Raw genomic sequence first — 20,476 nt, forward strand, 5'->3', positions numbered from 1 at the left:
CGACCGAGGTGATGACTGCACAGCGGCGCGCGCGTCAAGCCGACCGCACCGCCCAGCTCGACCGCGCGGTCGCCGAACTCACCGCCGACATCCGGCGCGGGCGCGACAGCGCCGAGGTGCTCGACCGGGTCTGCGCGTACGCCCGCCTGCTCACCGGGGCCGCCGCTGCCGCCGCCATGACCGCGGAACCCGACGGCGGCGGCGGGCTGGTGGTACGGGCCGTGGCCGGCCCGGTCGGCACCTGGCTGCGCGGTGTACGGGTTCCGGCCGGCGACACCGTCGCCGGTACCGTCCTGCGCGACGGCGGCCCGCTCACCGGCGGTGCGCTGTCCGCCCCGCTCCGCCGGCCACCGCACGTACATGAACAGGCGCTCGCCGCGGCCGGCCTGCGGCGGGTGGTCTACACGCCGATCACCGGGTACGGCTCGGTCGCCGGAGTGCTCGGTGTCGCGTACCGGTACGGCGGCTCGGTGGCCGCGCACCGGCTGCGCCGGCTGGCCGCCCTGGCGGCTGTCGCCGGCCTGGTCGCGCCGGGCCCGGCGCGGGGCGACCCCGGCGGGTTCGCGACGGTCACGACGCTGGACGGGTCCGGCTCGCGGGCGCGGTTCCAGACGATGGTCGAGCGGGTGGTCGAGCTGACCGGAGCGACCGACTGCGGCGTCTACCTACCCGACGGCCGGTCCCTGACCCCGGTCGCGCTCGCCCGCGGGCCGGGCCGGACGGCCGGGGGGAACGCCGCCCCCACCGGCGCCGGAGCGGGGGCCGGCGGCAGAGCGGAGACCGCAACCGGAGCGGGGGCCGGCGGCAGAGCGGAGACCGCAACCGGAGCGGGGGCGCTCGACCCGGCGCTGGTCGCGCGGTTGCTCGCCGAGCAGCGGCCGGGCACGCTGTGGCGGCTGGCCGGCGGCCGGCTGCTGTGCCTGCCGCTGCCCGCCCACGGAGCCGTGCTCGGAGCGCTGTGCGTCCGGTGGCCCGACGGCACCCAACCGGACCCGGCCGAGCGGATGCTGGTCAACCTCACCGCCGGCGAGGCCGCCGGACTGGTCGACCGGGAACGCCGACGCGCCCTCGAAGAGGAGCAGGTCGCCACCCGTGAGCGGGAGTGGCTCGCGCGCGAACTGCACGATTCGGTGATACAGACGCTGTACGGCATCAGCCTCGGCGCCGGCGCGGCGGGCGCCCTGCTGCGCGACGACACCACGCAGGCCGAGCAGTCGGTGGCCTGGATCCACGAGACGGCCGTGGCCGGGCTGACCGAGATGCACGGGCTGATCCAGCGCCTACGCCCGGACGCGCTCGCCGACGACGGGCTGACCGCCGCGCTCGGGCGGCTGCTGGAGACGCTGCATACGCTGCACGGCTGCCGGACCTCCGCCGAGCTGGGCCCGGAGCCGCCGGTTGGCGCGGAGGTACGCCAGGCGCTGTACCGCATCGCCCAGGAGGCGATCGCGAACGCCGCCAAGCACGCCCGCGCCGGGCTGGTCACCCTGCGCCTGTACACCCGCGACCCGTACGTGGTGCTGGAGGTCGTCGACGACGGGCAGGGCTTCACACCCGGCGGCGACCTCCGCGGACGGATGGGTCTCCGGTCGATGCGGGACCGGGCCGGCGCCGTCGGCGGCCGCCTGGACATCATCACCGCGCCCGGCCGTGGCACGGTGATCCGCGCCGAGGTGCCGGCCGGCGGCGACGCCGCGCCGGCCCGGCTGACCGGCACTACCCGTGACCCGCGCCGGCCCGGCTGACCGGCTCTACCCGTCCAGCAGCGCCAGATCCTCGTCGGTGAGCCGGAGCGCGCCCGCCGCGACGTTCTCCTCCAGGTGCGCGACCCGGCTGGTCCCCGGGATCGGCACCATCACCGGCGACCGCGCCAGCAGCCAGGCCAGCGCCGCCTGCGCCGGGGTGACGCCGTGCCGGTCGGCTACCCTGGCGAGCCGCTCGTCGCCGGGCGCACCACCGCCGGCCACGAGCGGGAAGAACGGCAGGTACGGGATGCCCGCTGCGGCGCACCGGTCGAGGACCGGCTGGTCATCGCGCTGGGCGAAGCCGTACTGGTTGGAGACGGTGGCGACGTCGGTGGCCGCCAGGGCCTGCTCGAGCTGGTCGAGTGTCACGTTGGACAGCCCGATCCGCTGGATCTTGCCCTCCGCCTTCAGCTCGAGCATCGTGCCGAGCGCGTCGGCGAAGCTCACCCCGCTCTCCGTGCCGTCCATCCAGCGCAGGTGCACCACCGGGATCGAGTCGAGGCCCAGCACCCGCAGGTCGCGCTCGCAGCCGGCGCGCAGCTCCGCGTCGCTGAGCGCCGCGTACCAGGAGCCGTCGTCGCGCCGCGCGCCACCCAGCTTGGTGACGAGGACCAGATCCTCCGGGTACGGGCGCAGCGCCTCGGCGATCAGCTCGTTGGCCACGTCCAGGCCGTAGTACCACGCCGTGTCGATCACGCGGATGCCCAGCTCTACGGCGCGGCGCAGGACGGCGAGCGCCTCGGCGCGGTCGGCCGGCGGGCCCCACACGCCGGGGCCGGGCAGCCGCATCGCGCCGTACCCCAGCCGGGGAACGTCGCGGTCGGCGAGGCGGACGCTTCCGGCGTCAAACGCATCGGGCATGGCCAAAGCCTAACGTCCGGCGTGTGACGCCAGGTCGCGCTGCCGGGCGAACGCGAGGATGCGCCGCCAGGCGTCGGCCTGGGCGTCGGCGAACTCGTGCGCCGAGAGCTCGAAGAAGCCGTGCGGCGCGCCGGGGTACACCACGATGTCGTGCGGGACGCCGGCGGCGGTCAGGGCGCCGTCGAACGCCTCGACTGTGGCGACCGGTATGCCCTCGTCAGCGCCGCCGAACATGCCGAGGATCGGCGCGGTGAAGCTCGGCGCGAGCTGGATCGGACCGGGCCGGCCCTGCAGCGCGTCCGGCGCGCCGTACAGGCCGATGGCGCCGGCGAGGCGGAAGCGCGGCTCGGCCGTCTGGAACGCGAACCGGCCGCCCATGCAGAAGCCCAGGGACAGGACGGTACGGCAGACGCCGTCGTCGACCGTGCGAAGGTGATCGAGGGCGGCGTCGAAGTCGGCGTACAGCCCGTCTCTGGTCAACGCGCCCAGGTGCGGCATCAGGTTGTCCAGTTCCCCGAAGTCCGCGCGCCGGGCGGCGTAGCCCACGCCCGCGCTGCGACCGAAGTAGTCGACGGCCAGCGCGGTGTGGCCCTGCTCGGCCAGCCGCACGCACAGCTGCGTGTAGAAGCCGGAGAGGCCGCGGTTGTCGGGCAGCACCAGCAGCCCGATGCCGGACGGCTCGCCCGGGCGGGCCAGATACGCGTCGAACCGCGTGCCGTCAGCGGAGGTCAGAATCAGCGACGTGCCGGTTGCCGTGGTGACGGGGGCACCGTAACGGGGCGGTGTGGCGTCGGCGTCGTAGCACACGAGCGGCTCCTCATCAGGGTGGGATGTCGCTCGCAAGGCTAGAAGTGAATTTCCTCAATATAGCACAAAACGCCTTCTCGATCCAGATCGTGGCGGCCAGGATCCGGTCGGCCGTTCATCCGATTCCGCGCACCTGACGACGCGGCGTTCCGCGGCGCGGGGCCGCGCGCCGCCGATGTGATGATCTCGGCATCTTCGCTCACCGCCGGGCGGGTGGCGCGACAACCGGGCCAGGTACCGGCACAATGCACCCCGAACCCACCACGAAGGCGGATCAACATCGTGACGACGTCTGTGTACCAGCGGATCGCCGACGAGCTCGGCGTACGTGAGCGGCAGGTGAAGGCCGCGGTCGACCTGCTCGACGGCGGGGCCACCGTGCCCTTCATCGCCCGTTACCGCAAGGAAGCCACCGAGATGCTCGACGACGCGCAGCTGCGCACGCTCGAGGAACGGCTGCGCTACCTGCGGGAGCTGGAGGAGCGGCGGAGCGCCATCCTCGAGTCGATCCGCAGCCAGGGCAAGCTCGACGCCGCGCTCGAAGAGCAGATCCTGGCGGCCGACTCCAAGGCCCGGCTCGAAGACATCTACCTGCCGTACAAGCCGAAGCGGCGCACCAAGGCCCAGATCGCCCGCGAGGCCGGCCTCGAGCCCCTCGCCGACCAGCTGCTGGCCGACCCGACGCTCGACCCGCAGACGGTCGCCGCCGGCTTCGTCGACGCCGACAAGGGCGTCGCCGACGCGGCGGCCGCGCTGGACGGCGCCCGCGCCATCCTCGTCGAGCGGTTCGCCGAGGACGCCGACCTGATCGGCGAGCTGCGGGAGCGGATGTGGTCGCGCGGCCGGCTCGTGGCGAAGGTACGCGAAGGCAAGGAGGAGGCCGGCGCGAAGTTCGCCGACTACTTCGACTTCGCCGAGCCGTTCACCAAGCTGCCGTCGCACCGCATCCTCGCGATGTTTCGCGGCGAGAAGGAGGACGTGCTCGACCTCGTCCTGGAGCCCGAGGAGACGCCTGCGGAGGCGCCGGTCGGGCCGAGCAGCTTCGAGGCCCGCATCGCCGAGCGCTTCGACATTGCCGACCGGGGCCGTCCGGCCGACCGCTGGCTGCTGGACACGGTGCGCTGGTCCTGGCGTACCCGGATCCTGGTGCACCTGGGCATCGACCTGCGCGCCCGGCTGTGGCAGGCCGCCGAGGACGAGGCCGTGCGCGTGTTCGCCGCCAACCTGCGCGACCTGCTGCTCGCCGCGCCCGCCGGCACCCGTCCGACGATGGGGCTCGACCCGGGCCTGCGCACCGGTGTGAAGGTCGCCGTGGTCGACGCGACCGGCAAGGTGGTGGCGACCGACACGATCTACCCGCACGAGCCCCGGCGGCGCTGGGACGAGTCGATCGCGACCCTCGCCAGGCTCGCCGCCGTGCACAAGGTCGAGTTGATCGCCATCGGCAACGGCACCGCGTCGCGGGAGACCGACAAGCTCGCCGGCGACCTGCTCAAGCGGCACCCGGAGCTCAACCTGACCAAGGTCGTGGTGTCGGAGGCGGGCGCCTCGGTGTACTCGGCGTCCGCGTACGCCTCTCAGGAGCTGCCCGATCTCGACGTCTCCCTGCGCGGCGCGGTGTCGATCGCCCGCCGCCTGCAGGACCCCCTCGCCGAGCTCGTCAAGATCGACCCGAAGTCCATCGGCGTCGGGCAGTACCAGCACGATCTCGCCGAGGCGAAGCTGTCCCGTTCGCTCGACGCGGTCGTGGAGGACTGCGTCAACGGGGTGGGTGTCGACGTCAACACCGCGTCCGTGCCGCTGCTGACCCGGGTGTCGGGCATCAGCGAGAGCCTTGCCCGCAGCATCGTCGCCCACCGCGACGCCAACGGCCCGTTCCGCACCCGTGGCACGCTCAAGGACGTGCCCCGGCTCGGCCCCAAGGCGTTCGAGCAGTGCGCCGGCTTCCTGCGCATCCCGGGCGGCGACGACCCGCTCGACTCGTCCAGCGTGCACCCCGAGGCGTACCCGGTGGTGCGCCGCATCATCGAGTCGACCGGCGGCGACCTCAAGGGCTTGATCGGGAACGGCCGGGTACTGCGGTCGATCAGGCCCGAACAGTTCGTCGACGACACGTTCGGGCTGCCGACCGTGACCGACATCCTCGCCGAACTGGAGAAGCCGGGCCGCGACCCGCGCCCGGCGTTCAAAACGGCCACGTTCGCCGAAGGCGTGGAGACCCTCGCCGACCTCAAGCCCGGCATGGTGCTGGAGGGCGTGGTCACCAACGTCGCCGCGTTCGGCGCCTTCGTCGACATCGGCGTGCACCAGGACGGCCTCGTCCACGTGTCGGCCCTGTCGAACACCTTCGTCAAGGATCCGCGCGACGTGGTGAAGCCGGGCGACATCGTGCGCGCCCGCGTGCTCGACGTCGACATCCCGCGCAAGCGCATCTCCCTGACGCTGCGCCTGGACCAGGAGCCGGACGCCCGTCCGCAGCGCTCCGGCCCGGCGGACCGCCGGCGCGACGACGGTCGGCGGGGCGGACCGGGCGGCGGTCCCGGCGGAGGCCAGCAGCGACAGGGCGGCCAGCAGCGACAGGGTCAGCGGCAGGGCGGCCAGCAGCGACAGGGCCAGCAGCGACAGGGTCGCGGCGGGGCGCCGGCCGACACCGCACTCGCGGACGCGCTGCGCCGCGCGGGCCTGCTGTAGCCCTTCCCACAACCCTTCCCGCAGATCTTGGACACTTGGCGGGCCTATGGCCCCGCCAAGTGTCCAAGATCGCGGAGCTTAGGGTTCGGCGACGGCGACCGGCGCGGCCGCTCCGGCCGTTCCGGAGGCGGAGGCCCCGCCGGTCGCCGTCGCCGAACCACGCGAGCGGCCGGTGGCCAGCACCGAGCCGGCCAGGATGAGCACGAACGCGACCGCGATGCCGAGCGTGAAAGGCTCCCCCAGGAACGCGACGCCGAGCGCGACCGCGACCGCCGGGTTGACGTACGTGATGATCGTCGTCCGGACCGGACCGACCTCGCCGATCAGGGCAAAGAAGACCAGGAACGCGACGGCGGTGCACAGCAGCGCGAGGACGATCACCGCGCCCGTGACGGTCGCCGCCGGCCACCGGCTCGGTAGCTGGGCGATGCCGACCGGGGCGTACGCGACAGCGGTGAGCACGAGCGATGCCGCCACCACCCCGAGCCCCGGCAGGTCGGACAGGTACCGGGCCAGGATGAACGGCCCGAGCGCGTACCCGACGGCGACGACGGCTATCTCCCCGAACGCCACCGCGTTGCCGCCGTGGTAGTCCGTCCCGACGAGCGCGGCCACGCCGGCTAACCCGACCAGCAGCCCGGCAAGGCGCCGGACGCCGAGCGGCTCGTGACCGCCGGCGATCCGGGCGAGCAGCGCGCCGACCAGCGGCACGGCGGCGATCAGGAGCCCGGCCAGCGAGCTGGTTATCCGCCGCTCGGCGCTGGACAGCAGCAGCCACGGCACGGCGAGCTCGGCGACGGTGTACGCGACCAGCGGTTTCCATCGCGGCAGGAGCGGCCGGAGCTGACCGCGCATCGCGGCCAGCGGCAGCAGCACGAGGGCCGCGGTCCCGGTGCGAACGAAGACGAGCGCCGCCGGGGAGAACGTGCCGACGGCTACCTTGATCAAGAGGTACGGCAGGCCCCACACGAGACACATCACCGTGAACAGCACCCAGCCTCGTCGTGACACCCGTCCTCCATCGACCATCGGCGACAGGACCGATTGTGCTCTTCGGTCCTTTCCGCCGATGACCGGATCGGGATTTCGGCGGTGCGATCGTCGTCACGGTCGGGCGGCCGGAACCACCCGTACCGGCGCTATGCGGCGGGCTTGGCCCGCGCCTGGAGAACCTGTTCGACCTGCTCGGTCAGTTCGTTGGGCATGAACGGCTTGGCCAGGGTCGCCGTGGCGCAGGAGGCTTCGGAGCCGGCCGGCAGCCATCCGCTGACCACGATCACCGGGATGTGCGTGGTGGCGGTGTCGGCGTGGATGCGTTCGCACACCTCGAATCCACTGGTGCCCGGCATGACGCCGTCGATGATGACGAGGTCGGGCTTGCGCTCGCGGACCGTCTCCCAGGCCGCCTCGCCGTCCACGGCGGGGATGACGGTGTGCCCGTTCCGCTGCAGGACGCGGCTGATGACCTCACGGATGCGTTCGTTGTCATCGGCCACCAGGACCAGCGCCATCGCCGCTCACCCCCACCACTGGTACATGTTCGTGTGTACAACGGCGCAGCACCCGAACCGACGCGGCTGGCACGACGTTTGTTCCGACGAACGTGACGAACGCTACGAAGTCATGACCGATCGGCCACGCCACGCCGGCCCGTCCACGCCGGTCCGGGCCACCGCCACGGCTGGACATGCACTCCGGTAGATGTACCCGATCGCACAAGCCGCTAACTCCGCCGTCGCCGGAGCTGTGATCCCCGGGCGGTCCTCACAGCAGGCGCAACTGCCTCGCCTTGAGCACCGCCTCGCGCCGGTGGGCGGCGTGCAGCTTGCGGTAGATGCTGCGCACGTGGGTCTTGACGGTATTGACCGACAGCGACAGGTCCGACGCGATCTCCAGGTTCGACAGCGCGCCCTGCAGGTACCGAAGGACCGTCAGCTCCCGTTCGCTGAGCGGCTCGACCAGCGCCGGTGACGGCAGGTTGCCCTCCACCGGCGGCGCGGTCGTGGCCTTGAGCGCTTCCGTCACCATCGACCAGTACGCGGTGCCCGAGTCGAGGTGGTCCACCAGCAGCTCCCGCACCCGCAGGCCGCCCTGGGTGAACAGCCGCCGGAACCCTTCCGGCTCGGCCAGCTGGAGCACCCGCTCCAGCTGCGCCGAGGCGCGGTGGTCATCGCCGGCCAGCCGGGACGTCACCGCGGCCAGCAACCCGGCTTGCAGCCGTAGCGGCAGCGCGGGCGCGTCGGACCGGTCCTCGGCCCAGGCGGGCAGCACGCGCGCCGCCGCGCCCGGATCGTCGTCGCGCAGGTACGCGCGGGCCAGCGCCACCGCGACGACCGGCGGGGTCCGCCCACGGTCCTCGATCAACGGGATCAGCAGGTCCCGCGCCGTCTCGGTGTCCCCGTAGCAGGCACGCAGGTCGGCCTCGCTCGCGGTGAGCCAGTCGCGCAGGTACCGGGGCGCGTCCGCGCGCAGGTCCCGGCGGGCCGCCACGAGCGTCTCGTAGCCGGCCGCCAGCTCGCCACGGGCCCGCAGCACGCCGGCCCGGACGGCGGCGATGCCGACACCGAGGATCGGTTCGGTCACCGGATCGCCGGTCCCCGCGGCCAGCTCCAGGTACCGTGCGGCGTCGTCGAGCCGGTCCCACTCGTAGCGGACGAGCGCCAGCGCCAGGTACGCGTACGCGCTGCCGACCAGGCGGCACCGACCGGTGCACGGCGGCAGTGCCAGCGCGGCGCGGGCCGCCTCGTCCGCCGCGCGCAGCGCGCCGCGCAGGGCCAGCACGACCGCGAGCCGCCCGGCGCACAGCAGCTGGGCGCAGGGCAGCGCCGCCTGTTCGGCCGCGGTGAGCCCGGCGCGCAGCGCGTCCCCGGCCGCCGTCAGATCGCCCTCGTTGAGGTGGGCCGCGCCCAGCGCGGTGTACGCGACCGCGGCGAGTCCAGCGTCGTCGCCGGCCAGCTCCGGCGACGCCGACGCCGGGTCGGCCAGCCCCGCCGCGGTCGACAGCACCTCGCCGCTGTCCCCGGCGAGCTGGGCCTTCGCCAACCGGAAGGCGGCGACCATGACGGCGAACCGCTCGCGGTGGTCCGCCGCCAGCCCGGAGCGGTTCTGCTCGGCCAGCCGCAGGTACCGCTCGGCCGCACCCAGGTCGCCCAGGTCGAGCCGGTCGGCCGCGTACGCGAGCGCCAGCTCCGGGTCGGCCCGGGCGGCCGCGTCGGGCGGCGGTACCAGGGTCCGCAGCGCTCCGCTGCCCCGGCACAGGGCGAGAGCCGGCCAGTGGTCGGCCAGCAGCGCGGTGGCGTAGCGCCGGTCCCGTGCGGCGAGGGCATGGCGCAGCGCGTCGCCGGCCAGGCCGTTCGTGGCGTACCAGGAGGCGGCGGTGCGGTGCAGGTCGGGTACCCGCTCCGGCGCCTGCCGGGTCAGTTCGGCGCGCAGCAGCTCGCCGAAGAGCCGGTGGTAGCGGTACCACGGGTACTGGCCGGGGAGCGCGACGGTGAAAGCGTTGCGGTGCTCCAGCTCAGCGAGCAGGTGTGCGCCGTCGGTACGGCCGCTCATCGCGTCCATCAGCCCGCCGCAGACCCGCTCCAGCACCGACGTCGACATCAGGGCGTACCGGTCGGCGGCCGGCAGGTCGGCGAGCACCTCCCCGGTGAGGTACTCGGCGACGTCGGGCTGCGCGCCGGAGAACAGGTCGACGAACCGCGGCGGGTCCGGGTGCCCGCGCATGGCCAGCGCGGCCAGCCGCAGCCCCGCCGGCCACCCCTCGGTACGGCCGTGCAGCGTGGCGAGGTGGCTGTCGGGCAGCTCGACCCCGTGCCGGGCGAGCAGTTCGGCCGCTTCGGGCACGGTGAACCCCAGCTCCCTCGCGCCCACCTCGGTGAGCTCGCCCGACAGCCGCCAGCGGTGCAGCGGCAGCGCGGGATCCACCCGGGTGGCGATGACGAGGCGCAGCCGGCCGGCGGTGTGCCGCAGGAGGAACTCCAGTCCGCCGGCGACGCCCGCGTCGCGTACCCGGTGGAAGTCGTCGAGGACCACCGCCGTCGGTGCCGACAACCCGGCCAGCGCGTTGGCGAGCTGGGCGAGGTAGACGTTGTGCGGTACGAACCCGGGGGCGGGCAGGGCCTGCTGGTCCTCACCCTTGGTCACCCCGGCCGTGTGCAGGGCGAAGTGCAGATACGACCAGAACCGGTCACCCTCGTCCTCGGGCTCCATGGTCAGCCAGGTGACCGGCTGGATCGGGCCACCCGCCCGTACCCATGCGTTGAGCGCCGCGGTCTTGCCCCAGCCGGCCGGCGCGGACAGCACGGTCAGCGGGGTGCGGACCGCCGCGTCCAGCAGGTCGACGAGGCGTCGGCGGGTCACCAGGCTGTCCGGAAGCACCGGGACGGCCAGCTTCGACGTCAGCAGCGGCACGCCGGTGGACACGTCGGTGCGACCCCCCGGCACCGGCGCGTACTCAAGATCGTTCGCGCAGACCTTCACCCGATCACCGCGCATCCTGATCCCCGGCGGACACGTCGGCTCGATAGCCGCGACCGGCGCTTGTAAACCTCACGGCGCTCGCGACGTTGCGCCGCGGACCACTTCGATCTCGGGGATTCGTCCGGTCGGGGTGAGGCATGCTCACCCACCGCGCTCGAAGCATGGTCTTGATGTGGGGGTTCGCCCAACGCGAGTGACAGTGGTGCCGGCCGGCCGGGCGGCCGAGCCGGTGGGTCCGACGCGTGAGAGCACCGCCTTGTGCGCACACCTGGAATGTGGCCCACGAAAGGAAGTACTCCGTCATGACCTCTCTCGCCCCACGACGCGGCCGACAGCTCACGGAGCAGCGACGAGGCGGCCGTGGTGTCGCCGACCCGCTGACCGACCTCCAGAGCCGGATGGGCGATCTGCTCCAGAGCTTCTTCGGCGATCCCTTCCTCTCCGCCCCGCTGGCGCCCGCGGTCGTTCCGATCTGGGTGCCACCGTTCGACATCGAGGAGACCCAGGACTCCTACGTCATGGAGATGGACCTTCCCGGGGTACGTCCGGAGGACGTCAACATCGAACTGATCGACAGCAACACCCTGCGGATCACCGGTAGGTACACCACGCGCGAGCACAGCGGAACCATGCGGCGCGAAGAGCGCCGCGGCGGTGGTGGCGGCGAGTTCGAGTACGACGTGGGGCTGCCCGGCGACATCAACGCCGAGAAGATCGACGCCACGTTGGAGCATGGCGTGCTGACCGTACACGCGGGCAAGGCCCAGCCGCAGGCGCGCCGCATCCCGGTCAAGGCCGGCGGGGAAGCTGGCACCATCTCCGGCCAGACCACCGAAAGCCAGACGCGGGTCTCGCCGGGGACCGAACCGGGAGCGAAGAAATAGCAGCGCACTCCCCTCGCAGCGCCGCCTGCGTTCCGCCCGTCCGCGGCCGGACCGGCTGCGGACGGGCCCTGTGAAAGGAAGACGAAACCATGGCCAAAGCCGTCGGCATCGACCTCGGTACGACCAACTCGGTCATCGCCGCCCACATCGACGGCCAATCGCAGGTCATCCCGAACGCCGAAGGAAGCCGGACCACGCCGTCGGTCGTCGCGTTCACCGAAACCGGTGAGCGCCTCGTCGGGCAGATGGCCCGGCGCCAGGCGGTACTGAACCCGAAGGGCACCATCTACTCCGCCAAGCGGTTCATCGGCCGCAAGTACCACGAGGTCAGCGAAGAGGCGAAGATCGTCTCGTTCGACGTCGTACCGGGACCGGACGACGCGGTCCGGTTCAACGTGCACGGCAAGCTGATCGCGCCCGAGGAGGTGTCCGCGGCGGTCCTGCGCAAGCTGGCCGATGACGCCGGAAAGCAGCTCGGCGAGCGGGTCACCGAGGCGGTCATCACCGTGCCTGCGTACTTCAACGACGCGCAGCGGCAGGCCACCAAGGACGCGGGCCGCATCGCGGGGCTCAACGTGCTGCGGATCATCAACGAGCCGACCGCGGCCGCGCTCGCGTACGGGCTGGACAAGAAGGGCCACGAGACGGTCCTGGTGTACGACTTCGGCGGCGGCACGTTCGACGTGAGCATCCTCGACGTCGGCGACGGCGTGATCGAGGTACGGGCCACCGCCGGCGACAGCCACCTCGGCGGCGACGACTTCGACCGCCGCCTGGTCGACCACATCGCCGACCAGTTCAAGCGGGACACCGGGATCGACCTGCGCTCCGACCCGCAGGCCCTGCAGCGGCTGCTCGAAGCCGCCGAGCGGGCGAAGGTCGAGCTGTCATCGGTCACCCAGACCCAGGTCAACCTGCCGTTCATCACTGCGGACGCGACCGGCCCCAAGCACCTGACCATGACGGTCACCCGGGCCGCCTTCGAGGAGCTGACCAGAGACCTCGTCGAGCGCACCAACGGCCCGGTACAGCAGGCGATGCAGGACGCCCGGGTGACCGCCGACGACATCGACGAGGTCATCCTGGTCGGCGGCACCACCCGGATGCCCGCGGTACAGGCCCTGGTGAAGCGCCTGACCCGCGGCAAAGAGCCGAACATGTCGGTCAACCCCGACGAGGTGGTCGCCATCGGCGCGGCGATCCAGGCCGCGGTCCTCAAGGGCGAGGTCAAGGACGTCGTCCTGCTCGACGTGACGCCGCTGTCGCTCGGCCTGGAGACCCTGGGTGGGCTCATGACCCGGCTCATCGAGCGCAACACCACGATCCCGACCCGCCGGGCCGAGACGTTCTCCACCGCCGAGGACAACCAGCCGGCCGTCGACGTCGTGGTCCTGCAGGGCGAGCGGGAACGGGCCGCCGACAACCGGGTCCTGGGTCGGATGCGACTGGAGAACATCCGCCCGGCGCCGCGGGGCGTGCCGCAGATCGAGGTGACGTTCGACGTCGACGCCAACGGCATCCTCAACGTATCCGCGCGTGACCGCGACACCAACGCCGAGCAGAACATCACGATCACCGAGAGCGGCACCCTGGACGAGTCCGAGGTGCAGCGGATGATCCAGGAAGCGGAGCGCAACCGGGCCGAGGACCAACGGCTGCGCCAGCAGATCGACGCCCGCAACGAGCTCGACAGCGCCGCGTACCAGGTGGAGCGGCTGGTGGGCGAGGTCGGCGACCGGGCACCGTCCAACGAGGTGGCCCGCGCCCGGATGCTCGTCGACGAAGCCCGCCAGGCGGTCAAGGAGGACGCGCCGCTCGACCGGCTGCGCCAGCTGACCTCCGACCTGCAGCAGGTCTACCAGTCCCTCAGCTCCGCCGCCGCGGCGGCCGGTGCCGCCACCGGCGCGGCCGGACCGGGCGGACAGGCCGAGGCCGGTCAGCCGGGCGGTGCCCGGGCGGGCGCCCCGGCGGGTGCCGGTGGCGGCGACGAGGTCATCGACGCGGACTTCACGACGGGTGGATCATGAACGAGCCACGGACGAACCAGACGACACAGCAGCGCCAGGACCGGTCGGCCGGCCAGCTGGAGCAGACGGCCACCACCACAACCGAGCGGCCGCTCGACGAGACCGCGACCGGCACCCCGCCGGAGCAGACGGCGGGCCAGCAGGCGGCCGGCGAGCAGACAGCCGGGGCATCGGCGGCCGGCGAACAGCGGCCGGGGCCGATCACCCCCACCGAGGAGACGGCCACCGCCGAACAGGCGCTCGCCGAGATGCGCGACCGCTGGCAGCGGGCCCAGGCCGAGGTGGAGAACACCAGGAAGCGGTACGAGCGCCAGCGCGCCGACGACTGGCGGGCAGAGCGGGCCCGGGTGGCGTCCGAGTGGCTGCCGGTGGTGGACAACCTGGAGCGGGCGCTCAGCCACGCCGACGCGGATCCGCAGTCGGTGGCGCGGGGGGTCGAGGCGATCCGCGAACAGGCCCTGGACGTACTGCACCGGCTCGGCTTCACCCGCCTCGACGAGGTGGGCGTCCCCTTCGACCCGAGCCGCCACGAGGCGGTGCGGGCCGTGCCCGCCCCGGACGCGGTGCCGGGGACGGTGGTCGAAGTGATCCGACCCGGGTACGCGGCCGCCGACATCCTGCTGCGCCCCGCGGCGGTGGCGGTGGCCGGAAAGCAGGAGTGACATGGCGAGGGGCGATCGGGACTACTACGACATCCTCGGCGTCCCTCGCGACGCCAGCCCGCAGGACATCCAGCGGGCCTACCGGCAGCTCGCCCGCCGCAACCACCCCGACGTGAACAAGGAGCCCGGCGCGGAGGAGCGGTTCAAGGACATCACGGAGGCGTACGACGTGCTGTCCGATCCGAACAAGCGCAAGCGCTACGACCGGTTCGGCTCCCAGTGGCGGCAGGTGCCGGAGGACTTCGAGACCGCGGGCGCCGGGTTCCGGTCCCGGGCCGGCGCCGGCGGCCCGGGTGGGCCGTTCGGCGGCGGCGTGCACGTCGACACGGGCGGGTTCGATACCGGCGGAGTCGACATGGAGGATCTGCTCGGCGGCATCTTCGGCGGCCGGGGCGGGTTCGGCGGCTTCCGGGGCGGCGGGTACGGCGGCGGGTTCGGCCGCGGCCCGGTGCCCGGCGCGGACAGCGAGGCCGAGATACCGCTGACCGTGGAGGAGGCCTACCACGGCGGCCACCACCGGATCACCCTGCAGGGGCCGGAGGGCAGCCGCACGCTCGACGTCAACATCCCTCCCGGCGTGGTCGACGGCCAGCGGATCCGGCTGGCCGGGCAGGGCGGAGCCGGCGCGGCCGGCGGCGCCTCGGGCGACCTGTACCTGATCGCCCGGATCGCGCCGCACCCCCGGTACCGGCTCGACGGCCGCGACATCACCGCACCGCTGCCGGTCACCCCGTGGGAGGCGACGCTCGGCGCGAAGGTGCCGGTGGAGACGCCCGACGGGACCGTGCAGGTCAACGTCCCGGGCGGCAGCTCCTGCGGGCGCAAGCTCCGGCTGCGCGGCCGGGGGCTGCCCAACCCGCGCGGACGGCCCGGCGACTTCTACGCCGAGGTGCGCGTCATGGTGCCCCGCAGCCCCTCGCCGCCGGAGCGGGAGCTGTTCGAGCAGCTGGCCAAGGTCTCGACGTTCGACCCTCGAAGGGGGACCTAGATGCCGTACACGCTCGTACGGTCGGCGAAGACGGCGCGGCTGTCACTGGACGCGTTCGCCGCCGACGCCGACGTCCATCCGGAACTGCTGCGCCGCCTGGTCAACCTGGGCCTGATCGATCCGTACGTGGACAGCGCCGGCCAGTTCTGGTTCTCCCCCACCCAGCTGTCGACCCTGGCACGGGCGCGCCGGCTGCACGACGGTCTGGGGCTCAACTACGCGGCGGTCGGGATCGTTCTCGACCTGCTCGCGCGCATCGACGAACTGGAGGCCGCGGTGCGCTCCGGACGGCGGCCGGCGCGGAGGAGCCCGCCATGGACATGAACAAGCTCACCCAGAAGTCCCAGGAAGCGCTGCACGACGCGCAGACGAAAGCGCTGCGCTTCGGGCACACCGAGGTGGACGGCGAGCATCTGTTGCTCGCCCTGATCGACCAGCCCGAAGGGCTGGTGCCACGGCTGCTGTCCGTAGCCGGCGTCGACGTGGACCAGGTCCGCGCCGACGTCGAACGGGACCTGAATCGCCGGCCGAGCGTCACCGGGCCAGGGGCACAGCCCGGCCAGGTGTTCATCACGCAACGGCTGGCCCGCGTGTTCGACGCCGCGGAGCGCGAGGCGAACCGGCTCAAAGACGAGTACGTCTCGGTCGAGCACCTCCTGCTCGCCCTCATCGACGAGGGGTCCGGCAGCCCCGCGGGGCGGATCCTGCACAGCCACGGCCTCACCAGGGAGCGGTTCCTGTCGGAGCTGACGAGCGTGCGCGGCCACCAGCGGGTCACCTCGGCGATGCCGGAGGTGACGTACGAGGCGCTGGAGAAGTACGGCCGCGATCTCGTCGCCGAGGCCCGCATCGGAAAGATGGACCCGGTCATCGGCCGGGACGCCGAGATCCGCCGGGTCGTCCAGATCCTGTCCCGCAAGACCAAGAACAATCCCGTCCTCGTCGGCGACCCCGGAGTGGGCAAGACCGCGATCGTGGAGGGGCTGGCCCAGCGGATCGTGAACAACGACGTGCCCGAGGGCCTGCGCGACAAGATCGTGTTCGCGCTGGACATGGGCTCCCTGGTGGCGGGCGCGAAGTACCGCGGCGAGTTCGAAGAACGGCTCAAGGCGGTGGTCAGCGAGGTCCTCGCGGCGCAGGGGCGGATCCTGCTGTTCATCGACGAGCTGCACACCGTCGTCGGCGCCGGCGGCGGCGCCGAGGGCGCGATGGATGCCGGAAACATGCTCAAGCCGCCACTGGCGCGCGGCGAGCTGCACATGATCGGCGCCACCACGCTGGACGAGTACCGCAAGCACATCGAGTCCGACCCCGCGTTCGAACGGCGCATGCAGCCGATCCTGGTCGACGAGCCGAGCGTCGAGGACACCATCTCGATCCTGCGCGGCCTGCGGGAGCGCTTCGAGGTCTACCACGGCGTGCGCATCCAGGACGCGGCGCTCGTCGCGGCCGCGACGCTGTCACACCGCTACATCGCCGACCGGTTCCTGCCGGACAAGGCGATCGACCTGGTCGACGAGGCGTGCGCGAAGCTACGTACCGAGATCGATTCGCAGCCCGCCGAGCTGGACGAGATCACCCGGCGGGTGCGCCGCCTGGAGATCGAGGAGGCGGCGCTGGCCAAGGAGGAGGATCCGGCCAGCCGGGCCCGGCTGGACCAGCTCCGCAAGGAGCTGGCCGACCTGCGCGCCGAGGCGGACGCCATGCGCGCGCAGTGGGAGGCCGAGCGGAACGCCATCCACAAGATCCAGGCGCTGCGCGAAGAGCTGGAGCGGCTGCGCCGGGAGGCCGAAGCGGCCGAGCGCTCCTACGACCTCAACCGCGCCGCCGAGCTGCGCCACGGCCGCCTCCCGGAGCTGGAGCGGCGGCTGCGCGCCGAGGAGGAGCGCCTGGAGGACAAGCAGGGCGGGCACCGGCTGCTGCGCGAGGTCGTCACCGCCGAGGAGATCGCCGAGATCGTCTCGCGCTGGACCGGCATCCCGGTCAGCCGGCTGACCGAGGGCGAGCGGGAGAAGCTGCTGCACCTCGACGAGGTGCTGCACCAGCGGGTGATCGGCCAGGACGAGGCGGTACAGCTCGTCGCCGACGCCATCATCCGCGCCCGCTCCGGCATCAAGGACCCGCGCCGGCCGATCGGCTCGTTCCTGTTCCTCGGTCCGACCGGGGTCGGCAAGACGGAGCTGGCCCGGGCGCTCGCCGAGGCGCTGTTCGACACCGAAGAGAACATGATCCGGCTGGACATGAGCGAGTACCAGGAGCGCCACACGGTCAGCCGGCTCGTCGGCGCGCCGCCCGGCTACGTCGGGTACGAGGAGGGTGGCCAGCTCACCGAGGCGGTCCGCCGCAAGCCGTACTCGGTCGTCCTGCTCGACGAGATCGAGAAGGCCCATCCGGATGTGTTCAACACGCTGCTGCAGATCCTCGACGACGGCCGGCTCACCGACGCACAGGGCCGCACCGTCGACTTCCGCAACACCGTGATCATCATGACCAGCAACATCGGGTCGCAGTACCTGCTGGAGGGGGTCACCGCCGCCGGTGAGATCACCGACGAGGCGCGCGCCGCCGTCCTCGCCGACCTGCGGGGACACTTCCGGCCCGAGTTCCTCAACCGCGTCGACGAGACGGTGCTGTTCAAGCCGCTGACCCTGCCCGAGATCGAGAAGATCGTCGACCTGATGTTCGACGACCTGCGCAACCGACTGGCCGACCGCGATCTGCGGCTGGAGGTCACCGAGGCGGCCCGCCGGTACATCGCCAGCGCGGGCTTCGACCCCGTGTACGGCGCCCGGCCGCTGCGCCGGTTCCTCCAGCGCGAGGTCGAGACCCGGATCGGGCGGGCGCTGCTCGGCGGTGACGTCCGCGGCGGCACGACGATCGTCGTGGACTTCGAAGCCGGCGACCTCACCGTCACCTGGAAGCAACCCGCCGAAGCAGCCGTTTCGGCGCGCATCTGAGACCGTCGGAGGTGCAGAGATGACAGAAGCGACCGTCGGCAGGCACCACGTGTGGCTGCTGGCCCTGCGGGGCGTGATCGCCCTCATCTTCGGCATCTGGGCCGTGATCGTGCCGGGCATCACCGTCCTCACCCTGGACTTCCTGTTCGCCGGGTTCGCCATCGTCTCCGGCGTGATCTCGCTTGCCGGGGCGTTCGGCCGCCACCAGGACGCCGCCCAGCGGACCGCGCGCATCATCATCGGGCTGCTGACCATCGGCGCCGGCCTGGTCGCGCTCTTCTGGCCGGGCGTCACGGCGCTCGTGCTGGTCGTCCTGCTGGGCGCCTGGGCGGTCGTCACCGGCGCCCTGGAGATCGGTGCCGCCGTGCGTGGCCACGGCCAGTGGCTGCCCCTGGTCGTCGGCGTGGCCTCGATGATCGCCGGGATCCTGATCCTGGCCCGGCCGGCCCTGGGCGTCCTCGTCCTCGCGCTCACCATCGGCTGGTTCGCCATCGTGGCGGGGGTCCTTCAACTGGTCGAGGCGTGGCGCGTGCACCGGGCGCTGACCGGGCCGCGGGGTCGGATGGCGCCGGCCGGCGCATGATCCCGCACCGGTTCGTCCCGGCGCGCCGGCTCCGGCGCCGCGCGCACGAGTTCACCCCGCCCCCGGCCTCCGGCCACCCACGGGGCGGGGTGAACCACCCGGGCCGGGTGACGGCGAGTCACCCCTCCCGCGTCGATCATCGCCCCATGACTGACGTCGGGTGGCCGGAGCGGGGTCGACACGCCCCCGACTTCTGCCTGCGATCGGGCCCCGACCGGTGGCTCACCCTGTCACAGCTACGCGGCCGGCCGGTGGTGCTCGCGTTCTACCCTGCGGACTGGAACCCGGTGTGCAGCGACCAGATGGCGCTGTACCAGGCGGTCCTGCCGGAGTTCACGCACTTCGGCGCGGCGCTGCTCGGCATCTCGGTCGACGGGGTGTGGTGCCACCGGGCGTGGGCCGAGGACCGCGGCATCACCTTTCCGCTGCTGGCCGACTTCGAGCCCAAGGGCGAGGTCGCCCGGGCGTACCACGCCTACCGGTTGCCGGAGGGCGTCGCCGAGCGCGCGCTGTTCGTGCTGGACCGCGATGGCCACATCACCTGGGCCCAGGTATCTCCACCCGACGTGAACCCGGGCGCGGACGGGATCCTGACCGCGCTCGAAGCTCTCACCTATGAACGGCAGGTGGTCTCATGACGACGCCATTCCGTGTGACGAACGGCCGGCTCGCGGCCCCGGTCACCGACGACGATCACATCCGCGGCCCGGTCACGGCACCCGTGACCGTCGTCGAGTACGGCGACTACCAGTGCCCGTACTGCGGCATGGCCCACCCGATCACCCTGGAGCTGCTGCGGGAACGGCCGAACCTGGCCCGCTTCGTGTTCCGCCACTTCCCGCTGACCAACGTCCACCCGTTCGCGGAGGTGGCCGCCGAGACCGCGGAGGCGGCCAGCGCCCGGCAGCGCTTCTGGCAGATGCACGACTGGCTGTACGAGCACTCCGACCAGTTCGACCCGGTGCACCTCGCGGCCGGCGTCGAGGAGGTCGGCCTGCCGGTCGACGAGGTGATCCAGGAGGTGAACGACCACATCTACCTGGACCGGATCCGACGCGACTTCGTCAGCGGGGCCCGCAGCGGGGTGCAGGGCACCCCGACGTTCTTCGTCAACGGGGTCCGCCACGAAGGCGGCTACTCGCTGCCGGAAATGCTGGTGGCCGTGGACCGGGCCGCCACGGTCGCCGCCTGACCGCCCGCCGCGGACCGCGGCCGCGTCGGCGCCGCTCCGCCCCCCGGCGTCCCACGCTGATTGGTTTGACTACCGGCTGACCGGGAAGTAGGGCGCGGACCGGGATCGAGCCGATGCCAGCGGAAACGCGTCCTCGGCCGCCCGTTTCGACTGCCACGTCACCGTATGCAGGATGGCCCTCGAATGATGGTTGTGACCACGGAATGGGTGCCCGGGTACGAGATCCGTGACGTTCTCGGTGAGGTGCACGGTATCACCGCCCGGTCGCGCAACGTCTACAACGAGGGCGTCAAGCTGCTCAGCGGTGGCTCCAACCCCCGCATGGGCACCGCGCTGGCCCGCTGGCGCGACGACGCGATCGCGCAGATGAGCCAGCGCGCGTACGTACGGGGTGCCAACGCGGTCGTGTGCATGCGCTTCGACCACCGCGACATCAGCACGATGTGGACGGAGATCTGCGCGTACGGGACCGCCGTGTTCGTCGTGCCGACCCCGGTGCGCCGGGCGATGGCCGGGCCCGCGACCAGTGTGTCGGCCCGCGGTTGGGCGCCGGCGCCGATGCCGACGCCGATACCGACCGACTGAACACGCGAAGGAAAC

Annotated in this window: 17 protein-coding genes; 12 read left to right on the forward strand and 5 right to left on the reverse strand. The window is 72.6% G+C overall.

Annotation, left to right across the window (positions count from 1 at the left end; translation table 11 throughout):
- The first annotated feature begins 11 nt into the window (after positions 1-11).
- Positions 12-1,745: a GAF domain-containing sensor histidine kinase gene (locus tag HC031_RS12370; protein ID WP_167925377.1), complete on the forward strand. Its 1,734-nt coding sequence runs from the start codon at positions 12-14 to the stop codon at positions 1,743-1,745.
- Between the two features lie 6 nt (positions 1,746-1,751).
- On the opposite strand, the gene HC031_RS12375 is transcribed toward HC031_RS12370, so the two are convergent.
- Together HC031_RS12375 and HC031_RS12380 are read right to left on the reverse strand one after the other, a co-directional pair.
- Positions 1,752-2,606: an aldo/keto reductase gene (locus HC031_RS12375; protein ID WP_167925378.1), complete on the reverse strand. Its 855-nt coding sequence runs from the start codon at positions 2,604-2,606 to the stop codon at positions 1,752-1,754.
- A gap of 9 nt (positions 2,607-2,615) precedes the next feature.
- Positions 2,616-3,413 carry a dienelactone hydrolase family protein gene (locus tag HC031_RS12380; protein WP_167925379.1) on the reverse strand — a complete coding sequence of 266 codons (798 nt, stop codon included), beginning with the start codon at positions 3,411-3,413 and terminating at the stop codon, positions 2,616-2,618.
- A 282-nt stretch (positions 3,414-3,695) separates the two neighbouring features.
- Between HC031_RS12380 and HC031_RS12385 the strand changes: the two genes are divergently transcribed.
- The gene (locus HC031_RS12385; protein WP_167925380.1) at positions 3,696-6,104 is read left to right on the forward strand and encodes a Tex-like N-terminal domain-containing protein; all 2,409 of its coding nucleotides are present in this window, start codon (positions 3,696-3,698) and stop codon (positions 6,102-6,104) included.
- Between the two features lie 78 nt (positions 6,105-6,182).
- Here the strand turns inward: HC031_RS12385 and HC031_RS12390 are convergent, their stop codons facing one another.
- The 3 genes from HC031_RS12390 to HC031_RS34360 form a co-directional block, all read right to left on the reverse strand.
- Positions 6,183-7,115 carry an EamA family transporter gene (locus tag HC031_RS12390; protein WP_205862625.1) on the reverse strand — a complete coding sequence of 311 codons (933 nt, stop codon included), beginning with the start codon at positions 7,113-7,115 and terminating at the stop codon, positions 6,183-6,185.
- Positions 7,116-7,243: 128 nt separating this feature from the next.
- Positions 7,244-7,615: a response regulator gene (locus tag HC031_RS12395; RefSeq protein ID WP_167925382.1), complete on the reverse strand. Its 372-nt coding sequence runs from the start codon at positions 7,613-7,615 to the stop codon at positions 7,244-7,246.
- A gap of 253 nt (positions 7,616-7,868) precedes the next feature.
- A complete protein-coding gene (locus HC031_RS34360) occupies positions 7,869-10,583 on the reverse strand; it encodes a winged helix-turn-helix domain-containing protein (RefSeq protein ID WP_167925383.1) in 2,715 nt (904 codons plus the stop codon).
- Between the two features lie 302 nt (positions 10,584-10,885).
- Between HC031_RS34360 and HC031_RS12405 the strand changes: the two genes are divergently transcribed.
- The 10 genes from HC031_RS12405 to HC031_RS12450 all read left to right on the forward strand — a co-directional run bounded on the left by HC031_RS12405 (position 10,886) and on the right by HC031_RS12450 (position 20,461).
- Positions 10,886-11,467 (forward strand): Hsp20/alpha crystallin family protein, encoded by a 582-nt coding sequence (locus HC031_RS12405; protein WP_167925384.1) that lies wholly within the window; start codon positions 10,886-10,888, stop codon positions 11,465-11,467.
- 89 nt (positions 11,468-11,556) lie between these two features.
- Positions 11,557-13,494 carry a molecular chaperone DnaK gene (dnaK, locus tag HC031_RS12410; RefSeq protein WP_167925385.1) on the forward strand — a complete coding sequence of 646 codons (1,938 nt, stop codon included), beginning with the start codon at positions 11,557-11,559 and terminating at the stop codon, positions 13,492-13,494.
- Positions 13,491-14,156 carry a nucleotide exchange factor GrpE gene (locus HC031_RS12415; protein WP_167925386.1) on the forward strand — a complete coding sequence of 222 codons (666 nt, stop codon included), beginning with the start codon at positions 13,491-13,493 and terminating at the stop codon, positions 14,154-14,156. Before dnaK ends, HC031_RS12415 begins: the two co-directional genes overlap by 4 nt.
- Position 14,157: 1 nt before the next feature.
- Positions 14,158-15,144: a DnaJ C-terminal domain-containing protein gene (locus HC031_RS12420; RefSeq protein WP_167925387.1), complete on the forward strand. Its 987-nt coding sequence runs from the start codon at positions 14,158-14,160 to the stop codon at positions 15,142-15,144.
- Positions 15,145-15,468, forward strand: a complete 324-nt coding sequence (locus HC031_RS12425) for a chaperone modulator CbpM (RefSeq protein WP_167925388.1) — start codon at positions 15,145-15,147, stop codon at positions 15,466-15,468.
- Positions 15,459-18,101, forward strand: coding sequence for an ATP-dependent chaperone ClpB (gene clpB, locus HC031_RS12430; protein ID WP_167925389.1), 2,643 nt, complete (start codon positions 15,459-15,461; stop codon positions 18,099-18,101). Before HC031_RS12425 ends, clpB begins: the two co-directional genes overlap by 10 nt.
- Before the next feature lie 19 nt (positions 18,102-18,120).
- Positions 18,121-18,684, forward strand: a complete 564-nt coding sequence (locus HC031_RS12435; protein WP_167925390.1) for an HdeD family acid-resistance protein — start codon at positions 18,121-18,123, stop codon at positions 18,682-18,684.
- Positions 18,685-18,830: 146 nt separating this feature from the next.
- Positions 18,831-19,322, forward strand: coding sequence for a redoxin domain-containing protein (locus HC031_RS12440; protein WP_167925391.1), 492 nt, complete (start codon positions 18,831-18,833; stop codon positions 19,320-19,322).
- A complete protein-coding gene (locus HC031_RS12445; RefSeq protein ID WP_167925392.1) occupies positions 19,319-19,876 on the forward strand; it encodes a DsbA family protein in 558 nt (185 codons plus the stop codon). The genes HC031_RS12440 and HC031_RS12445 overlap by 4 nt, the downstream gene beginning before the upstream one ends.
- Before the next feature lie 186 nt (positions 19,877-20,062).
- A complete protein-coding gene (locus HC031_RS12450; protein ID WP_240942429.1) occupies positions 20,063-20,461 on the forward strand; it encodes a YbjQ family protein in 399 nt (132 codons plus the stop codon).
- The last annotated feature ends 15 nt before the right edge of the window (positions 20,462-20,476 follow it).

It is taken from the genome of Planosporangium thailandense (assembly GCF_011947195.1).
GTDB classification, from domain to species: domain Bacteria; phylum Actinomycetota; class Actinomycetes; order Mycobacteriales; family Micromonosporaceae; genus Planosporangium; species Planosporangium thailandense.

Bases quoted from the DNA above. Each gene is read 5' to 3' on its own strand.
- HC031_RS12370 (WP_167925377.1), top strand. From the start codon at position 12: ATGACTGCACAGCGGCGCGCGCGTCAAGCCGACCGCACCGCCCAGCTC.
- HC031_RS12375 (WP_167925378.1), bottom strand. From the start codon at position 2,606: ATGCCCGATGCGTTTGACGCCGGAAGCGTCCGCCTCGCCGACCGCGAC.
- HC031_RS12395 (WP_167925382.1), bottom strand. From the start codon at position 7,615: ATGGCGCTGGTCCTGGTGGCCGATGACAACGAACGCATCCGTGAGGTC.
- HC031_RS12405 (WP_167925384.1), top strand. From the start codon at position 10,886: ATGACCTCTCTCGCCCCACGACGCGGCCGACAGCTCACGGAGCAGCGA.
- dnaK (WP_167925385.1), top strand. From the start codon at position 11,557: ATGGCCAAAGCCGTCGGCATCGACCTCGGTACGACCAACTCGGTCATC.
- HC031_RS12415 (WP_167925386.1), top strand. From the start codon at position 13,491: ATGAACGAGCCACGGACGAACCAGACGACACAGCAGCGCCAGGACCGG.
- HC031_RS12420 (WP_167925387.1), top strand. From the start codon at position 14,158: ATGGCGAGGGGCGATCGGGACTACTACGACATCCTCGGCGTCCCTCGC.
- HC031_RS12425 (WP_167925388.1), top strand. From the start codon at position 15,145: ATGCCGTACACGCTCGTACGGTCGGCGAAGACGGCGCGGCTGTCACTG.
- clpB (WP_167925389.1), top strand. From the start codon at position 15,459: ATGGACATGAACAAGCTCACCCAGAAGTCCCAGGAAGCGCTGCACGAC.
- HC031_RS12435 (WP_167925390.1), top strand. From the start codon at position 18,121: ATGACAGAAGCGACCGTCGGCAGGCACCACGTGTGGCTGCTGGCCCTG.
- HC031_RS12440 (WP_167925391.1), top strand. From the start codon at position 18,831: ATGACTGACGTCGGGTGGCCGGAGCGGGGTCGACACGCCCCCGACTTC.
- HC031_RS12445 (WP_167925392.1), top strand. From the start codon at position 19,319: ATGACGACGCCATTCCGTGTGACGAACGGCCGGCTCGCGGCCCCGGTC.
- HC031_RS12450 (WP_240942429.1), top strand. From the start codon at position 20,063: ATGGTTGTGACCACGGAATGGGTGCCCGGGTACGAGATCCGTGACGTT.